This window comes from Haloarcula amylovorans, from assembly GCF_004681185.1.
GTDB classification, from domain to species: domain Archaea; phylum Halobacteriota; class Halobacteria; order Halobacteriales; family Haloarculaceae; genus Haloarcula; species Haloarcula amylovorans.
This window is the reverse complement of the sequence record NZ_SRIF01000010.1, coordinates 18,839-32,198: the sequence shown is the minus strand read 5'-3', so window position 1 is coordinate 32,198 and position 13,360 is coordinate 18,839. Positions and strand designations below refer to the sequence as shown.

Annotated in this window: 13 protein-coding genes and 4 pseudogenes; 9 read left to right on the top strand and 8 right to left on the bottom strand. The window is 58.7% G+C overall.

Annotated features, from left to right (window positions below):
- Positions 1 to 894: 894 nt before the first annotated feature.
- Together E4S61_RS21555 and E4S61_RS25995 are read left to right on the top strand one after the other, a co-directional pair.
- Positions 895 to 1,941, top strand: coding sequence for a single stranded DNA-binding domain-containing protein (locus tag E4S61_RS21555; protein WP_135305986.1), 1,047 nt, complete (start codon positions 895 to 897; stop codon positions 1,939 to 1,941).
- 1,077 nt (positions 1,942 to 3,018) lie between these two features.
- A pseudogene (locus E4S61_RS25995) lies at positions 3,019 to 3,260 on the top strand (transcription initiation factor IIB family protein); the annotation flags it as partial.
- An 89-nt stretch (positions 3,261 to 3,349) separates the two neighbouring features.
- Here E4S61_RS25995 and E4S61_RS21540 read toward each other — a convergent pair.
- Both E4S61_RS21540 and E4S61_RS21535 read right to left on the bottom strand, forming a co-directional pair.
- On the bottom strand, positions 3,350 to 3,838 hold the full coding sequence (locus tag E4S61_RS21540; protein WP_135305985.1) for a hypothetical protein: 489 nt from the start codon (positions 3,836 to 3,838) through the stop codon (positions 3,350 to 3,352).
- A gap of 18 nt (positions 3,839 to 3,856) precedes the next feature.
- On the bottom strand, positions 3,857 to 4,408 hold the full coding sequence (locus tag E4S61_RS21535; RefSeq protein WP_135305984.1) for a DUF7342 family protein: 552 nt from the start codon (positions 4,406 to 4,408) through the stop codon (positions 3,857 to 3,859).
- A gap of 155 nt (positions 4,409 to 4,563) precedes the next feature.
- On the opposite strand from E4S61_RS21535, the pseudogene E4S61_RS26850 reads away from it, so the two are divergent.
- A pseudogene (locus E4S61_RS26850) lies at positions 4,564 to 5,160 on the top strand (hypothetical protein); the annotation flags it as partial.
- Positions 5,158 to 5,522, top strand: a pseudogene (locus E4S61_RS25990) (DUF6735 family protein); the annotation flags it as partial. The pseudogenes E4S61_RS26850 and E4S61_RS25990, both read left to right, overlap by 3 nt.
- On the opposite strand, the gene E4S61_RS21525 reads toward E4S61_RS25990, so the two are convergent.
- The gene (locus E4S61_RS21525) at positions 5,519 to 6,559 is read right to left on the bottom strand and encodes a PQQ-binding-like beta-propeller repeat protein (protein WP_209309581.1); all 1,041 of its coding nucleotides are present in this window, start codon (positions 6,557 to 6,559) and stop codon (positions 5,519 to 5,521) included. The pseudogene E4S61_RS25990 and the gene E4S61_RS21525 overlap by 4 nt on opposite strands.
- Before the next feature lie 265 nt (positions 6,560 to 6,824).
- Between E4S61_RS21525 and E4S61_RS21520 the strand changes: the two genes are divergently transcribed.
- The 4 genes and pseudogenes from E4S61_RS21520 to E4S61_RS21505 all read left to right on the top strand — a co-directional run bounded on the left by E4S61_RS21520 (position 6,825) and on the right by E4S61_RS21505 (position 8,700).
- On the top strand, positions 6,825 to 7,241 hold the full coding sequence (locus E4S61_RS21520; RefSeq protein WP_135305982.1) for a hypothetical protein: 417 nt from the start codon (positions 6,825 to 6,827) through the stop codon (positions 7,239 to 7,241).
- Between the two features lie 106 nt (positions 7,242 to 7,347).
- Positions 7,348 to 7,839, top strand: coding sequence for a hypothetical protein (locus tag E4S61_RS21515; RefSeq protein ID WP_135306078.1), 492 nt, complete (start codon positions 7,348 to 7,350; stop codon positions 7,837 to 7,839).
- 3 nt (positions 7,840 to 7,842) lie between these two features.
- Positions 7,843 to 8,213: pseudogene (locus tag E4S61_RS21510) on the top strand (DUF7568 family protein).
- Positions 8,214 to 8,406: 193 nt separating this feature from the next.
- Positions 8,407 to 8,700 (top strand): PadR family transcriptional regulator, encoded by a 294-nt coding sequence (locus E4S61_RS21505; protein WP_135306077.1) that lies wholly within the window; start codon positions 8,407 to 8,409, stop codon positions 8,698 to 8,700.
- A 214-nt stretch (positions 8,701 to 8,914) separates the two neighbouring features.
- On the opposite strand, the gene E4S61_RS21500 is transcribed toward E4S61_RS21505, so the two are convergent.
- A complete protein-coding gene (locus tag E4S61_RS21500; RefSeq protein WP_135305981.1) occupies positions 8,915 to 9,949 on the bottom strand; it encodes a DUF4352 domain-containing protein in 1,035 nt (344 codons plus the stop codon).
- 231 nt (positions 9,950 to 10,180) lie between these two features.
- Positions 10,181 to 10,651: an ArsR family transcriptional regulator gene (locus E4S61_RS21495; RefSeq protein ID WP_135305980.1), complete on the bottom strand. Its 471-nt coding sequence runs from the start codon at positions 10,649 to 10,651 to the stop codon at positions 10,181 to 10,183.
- A gap of 218 nt (positions 10,652 to 10,869) precedes the next feature.
- Between E4S61_RS21495 and E4S61_RS21490 the strand changes: the two genes are divergently transcribed.
- Positions 10,870 to 11,385 carry a hypothetical protein gene (locus E4S61_RS21490; protein WP_209309579.1) on the top strand — a complete coding sequence of 172 codons (516 nt, stop codon included), beginning with the start codon at positions 10,870 to 10,872 and terminating at the stop codon, positions 11,383 to 11,385.
- 88 nt (positions 11,386 to 11,473) lie between these two features.
- Here E4S61_RS21490 and E4S61_RS27025 read toward each other — a convergent pair whose 3' ends face one another.
- From E4S61_RS27025 to E4S61_RS21480, 3 genes are all read right to left on the bottom strand, one after another.
- Positions 11,474 to 11,626 (bottom strand): DUF7837 family putative zinc-binding protein, encoded by a 153-nt coding sequence (locus E4S61_RS27025; RefSeq protein ID WP_449405171.1) that lies wholly within the window; start codon positions 11,624 to 11,626, stop codon positions 11,474 to 11,476.
- A 423-nt stretch (positions 11,627 to 12,049) separates the two neighbouring features.
- On the bottom strand, positions 12,050 to 12,370 hold the full coding sequence (locus E4S61_RS21485) for a hypothetical protein (RefSeq protein ID WP_135305979.1): 321 nt from the start codon (positions 12,368 to 12,370) through the stop codon (positions 12,050 to 12,052).
- 101 nt (positions 12,371 to 12,471) lie between these two features.
- A complete protein-coding gene (locus tag E4S61_RS21480) occupies positions 12,472 to 12,765 on the bottom strand; it encodes a PadR family transcriptional regulator (RefSeq protein WP_135305978.1) in 294 nt (97 codons plus the stop codon).
- Positions 12,766 to 13,360 lie beyond the last annotated feature (595 nt).

Here is a 13,360-nt window from a genome sequence, read left to right as displayed (position 1 = left end):
CGAATGCAGCGGTAGCAGCCGCCGCTGTGCGGCTGTGAGGAGTGGCGAGATGCCGGGAACGGTAGTCCCGAATGGTGCACCGATTGAGATGCAAGTACGAAAAACCGTTTCTGGGCGTGTACTGCATTTCCGGACGAGAAGAGCGACGGGGTTCTAACTAGATTCTACTTTGGAGATCCATGTCGTTACATATTAACAGAGATTGTCCGGAGATAGTCGAGCAACGCTATCTCGGTGATAATTGGCAGGACTAACACGCGTACCGCTGAAATCTTCCAGAGATAGCGAACCGGAGTAACTAGATTCGGATTGACGGTGACAGTAGTGGTGAGACAGAACCAGCACATCTTGAAAGCCCCACGGCGCTGGCGGTCGCTCAGCGACATCTCCTCGCTGCGCTCGGAGAGGGGTCGCTGAACCGACCACAGCAAGCGCCAGCGCCGAGCCCCTTTCAGTCCCACCCGACCACACCAACAGAACCCTCGGGGCCGCCCTCCCTCGCCGGAACGAGGACGTTCGCTTCGCTCACTGTGTTCCGGGCGCGGCCAGAGGCCGTGCCGGGCTTTCACCCATCCGGCACTCGGGCGGCCCCGCGGGATGCTCACAGAACCGCACCGCACAAGATGTCCCCCGCCGTCGAGGGTATCCCACTAACCCTCATTTATATACTAACTTCGTCTGAATTCGGAATAGTAAAACGTCCTTTGAGCAACTCTATAGCCATCTTATTCCATTTGAAGCAATACTTTCTAGTCGTTGGTCTTAAGTACCATGCACCCGTGTCTTTATGTACGGAAAGGCACGACACGCGGCGCTCACGAAGGCAGTTTCACGCCGCAGGAAATCGGGTGCTAGTACACCCGACAAGTGTCTTTCCGTGGCTACCGAAAGACAATGTACGCTAACGACTCCGGCAGTAAGAAAGCATCGTCCGATATTGACCAGCAGCTGCAACTCGGTGCCCACGTCGACGGTGGTCCCGAGCACCTTCTACAGGAAGTCGCCGAAACCGCAAACGGCGACGAACTCGACTACCGCCCCAACCGCGGCAGTGACTCTCGCGGGAACTACTACGCTCGACAGAACGACTACGACTGGACCCGCTCGACCGATGTCGCCCCGGATCGCCGCCACGGTGAGACGCTCGCTGCCCAAGAGCAACGCCACGGCGAAAACGCCGAACAAGCCCGCCACTCCAAGCAGGCCCGCGATGCCCACGACGAGATCGACCGCGAAGCCTCGGCCCGCCAGCTCACCACCCACGAACAAGAGCGACCCGACAATTTCGAAGCCGAGACGGACCCACGCGCCGACATGGACGCCGACGCGCTGGCCGCCGTGAATCAAGACGCCACCACGGTCAGCGACCAGACGGGTATCAGCACCGCCGCAGCAAGCCGCCTCGTCGCTAGCCACACGACCGAGAGCGACTCACGCTTCGACGGCGTCTTCGGTGCGCTCACGGCCGCCCGCGCCGCGATGAACGCGCCGGTCCCGGTCGCGGATATGAACCCCCACGGCTACGAGGCAACCATCGAGGGAACGGTCACGCATCTAATCGAGGACCCCGCCGCCTCGAATCAGTATCAAGTCGCCTACGTCGAAGACGATAACGGCGACACGGCGAAGGTGACGGTCTGGGTCAAGTCCGTCCACGGCGGTGCGATGGTCCGGACCCTCCACGAAGGCGACCGCGTGCGTATCTGTGGGGGCAAGCCCGGCGAGTATAACAGCCTGAAGACGCTGGCCGTAACGAGCAAGACGGCCATGTGCATTCTCGAACGCGGCGACGGTCCCGCGCCGACTGGCGACTGTCGCGCGTCATTCGGGTGTTCCGGTGAGAGTCCCCAACTCGCTCCGTGGGACGTGGAATCAGACGCTCATGCATGGGCGAACCGGATGGACATGGCGAAGGCCGTCGAGGTGACGCTGGCCGACTAGAACCGTTCGGCCAGCGGTTTCGCCGTCGAGACGAGCCGTCCGGTCGGCGCGGAGCTACCTCGCGCACGCGGCCTCGTCGCCGCCCACCGGCAGAGCGGGGCGGCGACGAGCCAACCACGCGCACGGACTGGGGCCGTAGCCGCAAACGGCGTCAACGTGGGTCAGTCAGGCTGGGTATCCAGCGTGATTGGCTCTCTGATGGACACTCTCCTAGGCCAGCCAGTGGGGTGGTGAAGACTGTCTGGTGAGTGTTTTCGACAGCGCGCGGCGCCACCGGAAGACTCACCCTGTTCGTCTTCCGAGCCCTCGTTCGCTGACGCTCACGAGGACGACGGAGCGCTGCGCTCGGCGCTAGGCGCGCGCCTCGCGGCGGTCCACCGTGCTCACGCCGTTGCGCGCGGTCCCGCCTGCTGCACACGATAGAGACACGGTAGCGCACAGACTCTAGAACCGATCAGTACAGGGCAAATACGTACCAGGACTACTAACTACTTATTTGAAGTCTATCAGAACGCCGTGCAAGATATCGAGGATAGATACAGCATCGACTTGCTGGCATTTAGTCTAGGGCAACCTCACAGTGAGGACAAATTTCAGCACACATAGGAATCTGTTTCTCACAGTCGGGGCATTCGATATCCTCTGCTGTCCGATATATCGGAGATTTGTGCATGGATTACACCTACAATAAGTTCAATCTCTGCCGACATATATCTACCTTATTAATAATTATGTATGATATTCGTCCATTCAGTCGCACGTGATGGATACGCGCGCTGTATCTTGCACGACTATCGGAACCTCTCTCTGAGCTGGTAGAAACTCCGATATCCAATACGCACACCTACTGAGCAGATGAGTCACGCCAGCGGTGATGAAATCAACCTCTTGTGTACTGTTCTATAATTCCCATGAATGCACCACTGTCCAAGACCGGACTCACGGCGGTCAACGAGCAGGCGATGCGGATCAGCGACGAGGTGACGAGCGGCTAGTCGAAAGCGGTCGTCGCGAAGCAGCTGGCCGAAAAGTGCCAGCGCGGTGAGGACGTGACGAAAGCAGTGCTGGAGATACCCGAAGAAGCGACGGCGACTCGCGCGGATGCGCCGTGAACAGACACGTGGTCGCTGGCGGTCGAAAGCAGAACGGAATCTCGCACACGGGCTGGGCGAAGTTCGCCGGTTGGCGAGTGCGCTCGAGCTTTCCGATTCGGTCCGTGACCAGGCGTGCCAGCTCTTCCGGAGCGCCCAGAACGAGGATCTGCTTCGTGGCAGATTCATCGAGCCATCGCCGCGGCCTACCTCTACAAAGCGGGGCGGTGGATGACGCAAAGCGACGTCATGGAGACAGGGAACGTCACGCCAACGACCATCCGGATGCATCACGAGACGCTCGATGAACTCGCTGTCTAGACCGGCCATGTAGGAAGCGAGGGCGTCCCATTCTCCCAGTAAATCGCCTCTACCGCCGATGGGAACTGCTGCAGTCGGTCATCGAGGACGGCGAGTGGATGCGCGTCGAGAAACGTCGCGCTATGCCGAGCGACGGGCGTGTCTTCGTGGTTGAGTTGAATGTGACAGGGTCCAAGGTCCGGATGATCGGCGTCCTGGTGGAAGCCGAGCATCAGGTTCCGGTCCGGTTCGACCCAGTTGATGCGGTAGTATTCATGGTCGACGCCGGCGGGGTACCAGAAGCGAATCTCGAGTCGTACGGTCGACGCATCGTAGGAGTCACTCAGGAACGTCGTCGGATCGACATCCGCGATGACGTACCGGGGTCGGCGTTGCGACGGACGATAGCGCACGTCTGCACACCCAGCCTGCCTCGTCAATCGGTCGTGAACGTCGCGGAGGAGGGTCCGCTGTGTATAGCGGTCACGACCGGCGAGAAAGATCATTCTGTGAGAGAAGGGGGATTAGCTCGTGGCGCGGTCAGCCACGTCGGTCATCTGTTCGCGGGCGGCTTCGACATCAGAGTAGAGTTCCAGCGCGTGCTTGATGAGGCGGCGATCCTCCTCGTTCTCACGCCAGAACGCGATGACGTCGCGGCGCTCGCGGAGCTCGGCACTTGCGAGATCACCGTCGGCGAGCGACTGTTCGAGCTCTTCCCATGTCTCGACGTCGTAGGTCGCCTGCCACTCCTCGATCTCTTCGGTGATCGCCGCCAGTTCGTTACGTAGCTCTTCGCGAGTGTTCTCCTCGATGAGCGTCCGGATTTCCTCGAAGAGCAGTCGCGTGTAGTCCGGCTGATAGCGCGTGGTCTCGCCGGCCTCGACGCGACGCAGCTGGCCCTGGTCGACGAGCGCTTGGAGTTCCTCGTTGGTCGTGCTCCAGGCGGCGTCGGCCTGCTCGCTGATCCAGTTGACCGACCGCGGTTCGCGAAGCGTCTCGGCGACCGCTCGAATACGGTCTCGGGCGCTCATCGACTCGGTCCACGACTGGACGCCATCTCGCGGGGATTCGGACATGCTTAGCACCTCTTACGATAGTGTTGGCGCTGTACTCCCATATATGTTTGTACCTTCTCGCATAATCGAGAGTGCGTTGCGAGCGAGGGCGTCCGGACGTTGAAATGCGATACTGACAGAAGCTATGAACCAACCGATATTCTGACTTTGAGGAACTGCGGCCGACCGGTGAGGCGTCCCACATTCCAGACACGAGGCTGGACAACGCCTGTAAAGGGGATCCCCAGCGGCAACGCGTTGCGACGAGCTCTGGTGGCTACCCCAATTCACCGACGGCCACCGACGGCGAGTGCCGGTGCTGTTGGGCCTCAGTCCCGGACGGCCAGACGAAATGCCGGTTCTGTCTCACCAACCATCTCGGGGGTGACGCGACTAGCACGGACGATTCAGCGGCGACGACGGTCCTCGGCATCGTCCACCTGGTCGTCGAGTCGACCACGTTCTACGGTGCCGTCGCGAAGGGCGGCGCCGCGGCGAACCTCCTCTCTGCCAACGAGACGGAGCCGGCCGTCGACGACTACACGCTCATCTACGATCTCGACGAGGCGCCGGCGCGCCAGCTGGCCGAGCAATGGCCCTCACTTCCCGACGCGGTACAGGTGTCGGCAGGGGAAGGTGAGCGGCTTCTCAGTGCCGTCCGTGACCGGACTGAGTGGCACGGGCAGGGAGCGTCGGAGCGTCCGGAGCAGCCCCCGACGCGCCTCTACGACCAGCGGGGGAACGGTATCCACGAGGCGTCGCATCTCGACGCGGACCATCTCGACTACCTCCACCACGAGGCGTTCTTCGTGGTGTCGACGACGTTCGAGGTGACGCCTACCGGACGCTGTGGTTCGGCCTTCAGTACGATTCGGAGACAGTCGAACAGGGAGAGACGGTCGGGAACGGCGCGCTCGCGACGGTGCGCTGGTACGACAGCGAGCAGGTCGGCGACGGCCACCTGCAGGGACAGTTCGCGGCCCTCAAAGACGTCGTCGGCGATATGCTCGACAAGGGCGTCTTCACGCCGTCGACGGCGAGACAGTACCTGAAAGGGAAGCTCGCTGAGCGGGTCGGAGACCGACAGGAGCTGCTCATCCCCAACTCCAACCTCCGCCCAGTCCAACCCGATTAGTCACAGTTCGTTCGTAACGTCACCGTATTCTCTGACGTGTAAAGGAGACCACGGCTGACAGGGATGCATCCCGTCGAAAAGGCCTCGGATACAGCCCACAGCTCGCTACCGTCCTCAATGTTCAGACCCATAATTCGGTCAGTCGTCGGAACGACGACCGACTCTCCAACGACCAATGGCGAGCCTGCGACATCGAGAGTCTGCTCCCAGTGAACATCGCCATTTTCCAGGGCAAGCGTGTACACGGTTTCCTTATCCGCGCTGAAGACGCGGCTATGCCCGACCACTGGCGCAAACAGGTCACCATCATATATCGCCTTCGACCACTGTCTCTCCCCACTCGCGGCATCGAACGCCACGAGTTCGTAGCGGTCGTAACTGGCGAGAACAACATCCCCGGCGCGAACCAGCGGTTCTGGGACGTTCGGGCCGGGGATCTCCCACTGTGTCTCACCAGTCTCGCGGTCAAGCGCGTAGATTCCCTGGGCGGCAGAACCGTCAGCAGTGATGTACACGTAATCGTCGTCGACGGCCGGCGGAGCAGGGATGCTCGCACGCTGATGATCGTCACCGAACGTCCGCGTCCACCGGGTATCACCAGCAGACGCATCAAGCGCAGTCACGTCGCCGTGGTCGCTCGTTGCAACGAGGAGACCGTCGGCGACGGTTGGCGGGTTCGGCCGGCCAGCCGCATCGTGTGTCCACGTGGTAGTCCAGCTAGCGGTATCGAGTGCGACGAGGCCGCCGGTCGACGGGTCGGTGAAGTCACCCAAGACGGGTATGACAGCGATTGAGCCGACGAGAGCTGGCGGCCCAGTCGGTCGCCGATTGAGTTGGTGAGTCGTATCGGAGGCCCCGTCGTCGAGTTTCACGGTGGTCAGGATGCCGTTGTGCTCCCCGGGCGTATGGCCGGCGACGACAGCCGTGTTGTTAGCGGCAACGAGGCCGGTGATATCGATGTCATCTGCGAGGGTGGTCGTCCAGTAATCGCCGCCAGCGGTGAGCGTCGGCTGGTCGGGAACAGCGTTGGTGTTCAAAGCGGTACTTCGCGCCTGGGGCCAGCGCGCAACGCCAGGGTTGATCGGTGTACACGAGGTAGTCTGACAGCCGGCGGTGGTCGTAAGGGCTGACGTGGCCGAGATCGCAAGGAATTGGCGGCGAGAAATGGAGGGCATCTCCTCAAATAATTGGAGACGAAACCCATAGGGGTTTGGACGTCAGTTCGGTGGTCGATCTGCTTCGTGGCCGCAGCTGTTTTTCTGGGGTAGGAATGGGTGAGCCCCGCCGTAGGCTCGTGATTCAATGACCTCAGACGACAACCCGTTTCACGACTGCGAGTTGGGTCTCGAGGCAATCCTCGGGACACACACGTTCGAAGACGTCCTGTTCACCGACGAGACGGAAACCCCGGTGAACGTGCTCACTGTCGAGACGCCAACCCATTCGCAAGCGTCCGTCGAGGAGGCAAAGGAGTTCGCGGTGAGTATCGACACCGACACGCCACAGATCGCACTGCCGGCGTCAGTCGAGACGCAAGTTGAGACTCAGAGCAAGCCCTACACGTCGGCTGCGTTCTTCCACTTCAACGCGACCGGCTCGCTCGAGCGTCACCGCGCCTACCACGCCGCGTACGACTCGGATGCGTTCACCGTCGACTTCGAAGCTGACTACGCGTCGGGCGATCTAACCATCACAGTCGACCGAGCGACCGAGTCCTAAGAATCGACCGCTAGATCAGGTTTTTCGAGCGCCGGCGATGGGTGCCGGCGCAGCAAGAGCGAGCGAGCAACCACTCCCGGTGCGTCGGCGCTTCGAGGTGTTCGAGATGCACATGGTAATTTACGCTCTGGTAGAAGAATCGACGCACGACGACGCACTGGCCACCGGAAAGACGGTGTTCGACCGCCTGGTCGGTGCGGACCCACACGCCGGCGCCGTCTTCGACTACCACGTGACCTTCGACGAGGCGGACACGTCCGCTTCGGGGAAGGCGCGATGGGGAGAGTTGCCGACTGCAGCCCCCGTCGACTCCGAAGACGGCCAAGACTTGGTCGAGCGTGGCTGGGAGGCGACGAAGGAAGAGTTCGAGCGCAATCTCGACCGGGTGAAAGAGGCCATCGACGAGCTCTCCGACGAGGAGATCATGCGCGACGAGGACCTCGCCCGGCACGCCTTCCACCAAGTCGGTGCGTACGACGGCCCGACGATCTTCCTGTACACCGAACACGGAACCGGTATTCGCCACCGTGGGCAGCTGGATCGACTCCTCGAGGAGAGTGAAGAGCTCTGGATCGTGCCCACTGACATCCACTTCTAACCAATGCCTCGCATCACCAACTGGCGACGCGAGAGCCGCTCGCCGACACTCGCGTATCAGAACACCGAGACCGGTGCGCGAGCTGTCCTGCATCGAGCGCCTGATTCCTACCGGTACAAATGGCGTGGGGCAATCCTCGTCGACGGCTACCCGGTGTGTGGTCACGGGGGTACGAGACGAAGGACGCGAAATCATTCCGTGACGAGCTCCGAAAGCGGCAGGCTCCGGGCCTCAGCTGCCAGGAGTGTCCGAACGACGACGTCCTCATCGGCGAGAAGGCGGCAGACGGGGCGAAAGTCCAGCGGTGGTACGACTGCCCCGACTGTGAGTACGAAGCTCCCTCACGCATCGTCTACGGCGCCGAGCGGGAGTGAGTGAGCGCTGGACGCTGTTTTTCGGCCGGGCACGAGGTAGTGGCCCGGGACGGCTGGGTTAGTCAACCTATGACCCTCGAAGTACTTGACCGACACAGTGAGGCACTGTTCGAGTCCCCTCTGGTGCCCCGTCTGCGGGCAGGAGGTGGCAACAGACATATGCGAGAGCGCTATGTGCCAATTAGATACAGAGATGTACGACTTGACTGGCTTTCAACGAGACCTCCTGTACGTAATCGCTGGTGGTGATGATCCACACGGGCTTGCTCTCAAAGCAGAGCTCGAAGACTACTATCAGAGCGAAATTAACCACGGCCAACTATATCCAAATCTTGACACGCTCGTCAACAAAGGACTTATCGAGAAAGGCACGCAAGATCAACGAACGAACATTTATTCACTCACTCGGCGTGGTCGCCGTGAACTTGAGGACCGCCAAGAGTGGGAGCAAAAGTACGTTGAGCCGGCAGAGACATCGTCTGCATAGCTCCGTTCTGGTCCCTGAACTGGCACCCTTAGCACCGAGAAAATGGATCAACAAAAGATGTAGTTGCTGCTAACCAACAGCCTGGTTTTCTCATGGCTCGTGTTGGTTAGATATCGTTGCTCATAGCTAATCAGCCTGTACAGTTCTTTTCTGGTGAGTAGAGTTACGCACAGTGAATGGTCGAGCACCTACTTCTGAAACGCCGATTCGTTCGTTATCGGAGTTTCCAGAACGCTTTGTACGAATCTGCGAAGTCCAAGAAGTCGAAGATGAAGTAGAGCGGTTTTGCTCCCTTCTCGACTTGGAACGCGAGTTCGCCCCGTCGTGATTCACCGGGGGCAATGTCCGACCCCTCTTTGTAACCCCGGTCGAGCGAGGACGAGCCCATGATGTCAGCAGTATACGAGAGGCCGGTTCCGGTTTTGACACGCATTTGAAGGAGCGTTGAGACGGTGAGAGCTTCGTCCGTATTGTTCGTGATCTCGATGTCGGGGATCACATACTCGTTCCCTTCGTCTGGCTGTGAGAACTCCCCAAGTTGTGACTCGGTTCGAACGCTATGGACTGTTGCTTTGACATCGTTCTTCGAGGCCGAGTCGCCTGGAGATAATACGTCGACGCCGAGGTCCTGAGACAGATCGGTAACGCTACCGGCCGTCTGTCCGAGGTTAATCACGACGCGCTCGAAGTCGAATAGGTCGAACGCAGTGAAGTCGAACTGCATCTTCAGATTTTCCGCGTTCTTCGGGACTTCGTAGACGACATCGCCACGGGACACTTCCCCTGGTGCGAGCGAGCCACCATCAAATGGGTGGGCGGTAGCTCCGAACGTTGCGTCATAGACATGGTTCTGACTGTCCTTGAGGCGAGTCTGCCAGAAGCTGCTGAAGTCGATAAATGAGTCGCTAGTGTTCTTGACGGCGAGGCGAATGATGACGAACTCGTTGCCGCTCCCGGCTTCTTGGAATTCACCGAGCTTGGTTGCCGTGGAGGTTTCGAGGGCGACCATCGAGATATTCCCGCCTTCGACAACCTCACCAAGTTTGACTGCAGCACTCTGTGACCCTGTCTCTGCTTCGGTGGCTGAGTCGGTAGCGTCTCCACCACTCGATGTAGGGGTATTTGACGCGTTTGCGTCTCCATCCCCACTCGGGGTAGATGTATCGTCCTCACCAGAACAACCTGCGAGAGCCGCGAGTGTGCCGAGTGCCACGAACCGTCTACGAGAGAATTGTTTTTCGCTGGACATTTCGTAGTAGCGATATGGAGATAGGATACATAAATATAGGTAATATAGTTACTAGTCCTATGAACGTTCATTCTATTAACGAAACATGGCGCTCTCCGAAAGCCAGCTAAGTATATCCCAGGCCAATCCATATAGATATAATCTACATACCAGTGAGTACTCGATTGTCCCAATAGGGGACGTTGTGCCCACCGGAATAATCCACGAGAGGTTGACTTAGAAGGGATATCGTTAGGCGTCGGGTCGGGGCATATCCTCGACGTTCTGAATCCGGGCGGTCTTCTTCACAGACGCGTATTCTCGCTGCCAAGCATCCTCGGGAAAGAGTCCGTTCTGGTCGAACAGCTCCCTTGCCGCCCCGGTGAGCACGTAGAACTGTCGGGGGAAGCCATGTACCTGCTTCCCGCTCTCAAGCTCGAGGACGTCAACGACGCCCACCTCTTTGAGTGTATTTAGGTGGCGACGAACCGCGTCTTCGCTTAACGGCGGGTTCATGTAGTCTAACTCTTCGACGGACGGCGCGCCCTTCGGATGGCCGACGATATCGGCGATAAGGTCAGCCCGTTTCTTGTCAGTCGCCTTCTGCAGTGCTCGCCACGTATCGAATCCATCCTCGTCGCTGTCGTGACCCGTCTCCGCCGTCTGCCGACGGCTCGTCTGACCGCCCCGTGTTTGGTCCGGGGTTGCTGGTTCGGGCCTCATATTCTTCACTTCGAAAGCCAGCATCTTAAACACTCGCACTCAGATGAGGTCGAAGTCACAACTGAAGCCACAACTAAGTCCGCACGTGAACCCACGATTAATAGTGCCGGGCGGAATACGCTGCTGTAGTGACTGATAGCAACAATCGCGGCAGTAGTGAGGACTCTACAGACGCTACTGCCTTCGACGAGTCAGCGGCACTCGAACGCGTCGAGAGTGTGGAACTCACACCCGCCGAGCACCAGCGAGTCAAAGATCTCGTGAATGGTGAGCAGATGCAAGCCGTCGCGAACCACGACCGTGTGTATCTCATCGCCGGAGCAGGCGGTGAAACCGGGGCGGCGACTCGTCGCAAAATCGTGTATGATCTTCTGGAGGATCGATCCGATCCGCCAGCTATCTCGATTCAGTTGGAGGATTTCGGCCTCACGAAGGACCATATGCCGCTCTGGTGCCGGGTATTTGACATTCTCTGTGGCCGGGCGACCTACATCGTCGCCGTTATCGAAGACTTCGATGGCGGCTACGTCTGGGAACTGGGACTTCTTTTTGCACCCAGCTATCGCGAAGACGTCTATATCCTCAAGCGAAAATATGCCGATGCAGAGGTCGAGCGAGACAAGTACGATAACGGCATGGCAATCTCGCATATGGAACTTCTTCTCGATAGTGATAGGATCCACGAGTGGATTGACGCTGATGAACTGAAAGCAGTGGTTGCTGAAATCCCGTAGCGGTATCGCGTACTTTGCACAGCTAGTGAACAGCAACGTGATTTTGCAGGGACCAGATCCGGAATCCCTTCTTTTTGCAAATTGGTAGCTATTCTGGTTTTACGACATCTTCACAGGCTGGACACTCGGCCCAGATGCCCGTTGTCCCGTCGTCTTTCTCGTACTCGACTAACAGCCACGCCGGGGTAATGCCTTCATCACAGTCTGGACACCGGCCAAGTATCGACATATCACGAGTCATGTATTGGGGGAGATCTAGGTATCAGTCTCAGCTCTATTCGCTCTGGGATGGCTTCCGTAGTAAGTGTTGGGTGGGCAATAGTTCAAGACGTGAGCTGCCGAGACCTGGCTGGATTAGAGGTCGTCCGGATCGAGTTCCTGCAGTCGATCCCGGCAAGTGTGAGTGCTTTCACCCTCTGGGACGCCCCCTGTGTCGGCTGTACCCGCACAAAGCGAACAGTCTGGCCAGTGGTCGGGGAGTTTCTCACGCGTTGTTTCTTTAATCTCTGTAGCTTGCTGGAGCGGTTGACAGTCTGGATCAGTGTGGATATGGATAGTTGTTCCGACGCCGACTGGCCCACGTTTTTTGACCCATACTGTTTCGCTTGGCATGACTCAGTCCTATGGCCGCGTTCTCTATGCGTAGGCTTACGCATTTCGGCCGCTACTGGTTCTTGAACCCACTATTGCCAGTCTTCGCCTGCGTGTAGACTGACCAGCACAGCCACAGTCCGACTCCCAACGCGAGAATGCCGCCGAGACCGAACAGGGCAGGGAGCGGACCGGTCATGACTGCAGTACAGCGTGGTGGAATCCCAGCATCGCCCAGGCAGGCTTCGGACGCGAGCGCGAGCAAAAACAAGAGGAACGCGAAGAGACCGAGTGAACAGCTGGCCACCAGACGTGTCGTAATCCTCTGCGTGTGTTCTCTGGCAGCCCACTGCTTCTGGACAGCCTCGTGTTCCCAGTCTGTGCCCCGCTCCATAATGGGTCCTATGTTACCACGGCACAAGATTGTTTCAGAGAGTATCTGCTACTTTGTTGGGAGTTCCATAGGACGAATCAGTGTGTTGTCTCGGTCCAGTATTAGTCAGTCGGGATCACGTCTTCCTCAAGGTACTTGGCCTCCCACTCACGCCGGGCATCGATCTCTCGCTGTCCGCGTCTGGTCAGTGCATAGAAGTTCGTCCGCTGGTTGATCTCACCCTTCTCGACGAGTCCCTTTTCGACGAGCGCATCGAGGTTTGGATAGAGGCGGCCATGATGGATCTCCTTTTCGTAATACGCTTCCAGTTCATCCTTGAGTGCGAGGCCATGTGGCTTGTCCAGTCCCGCAATAACGTACAGACAGTCTCGTTGAAACGCTGTTAGATCGTGCATGCTATAGTATACCATAGTCAGTGATATAATGATAGTGGGAGTGCCGTCGGTTGCGAGGGACTGTACGTCGTTGAGTTACCTTTGGATGGCTTCGTCGTCGATGAGCCGAACTATGTATCGAAGCCGAATCGTGACGAACTCCAGTTCACGGAGAAATGGGGGTTCTCCGCTAACCAACAATAGTGTCTCTTACTAACGACAGTTGGTTAGTGATCGTCAGGCCTCGCTGGGTAGCTGGCTCAGGTCATATCTAGCGGTGGAGAACTGAGATGGACTCGCCTGATAGTCCAATACACCCCACGCTGACGGAGCGCATAGCAGAACGGTAGGATGCCAACTGTCGCGATTACAGGAGCTAGTTCGTGGAGTTCGATTGAATTATTAGATTTTAGGTAATTCGGAGCCAAGGAGGGTGTGCGAGACCGTGGTGAAAACGCTCTGTGAGCGTGCCGACGCCAGCTCCAAGGCAGAGATATGAGACTGATTTTTCGCTGCACGTTCCACCTGGTTATGGGGTGGTGGTCGGCATCAATCTGGAATCCAGTGAAGCGCGACACGCGTAGGTCTGCCAGCCATCCGAGGCAGGGGGTTGTTC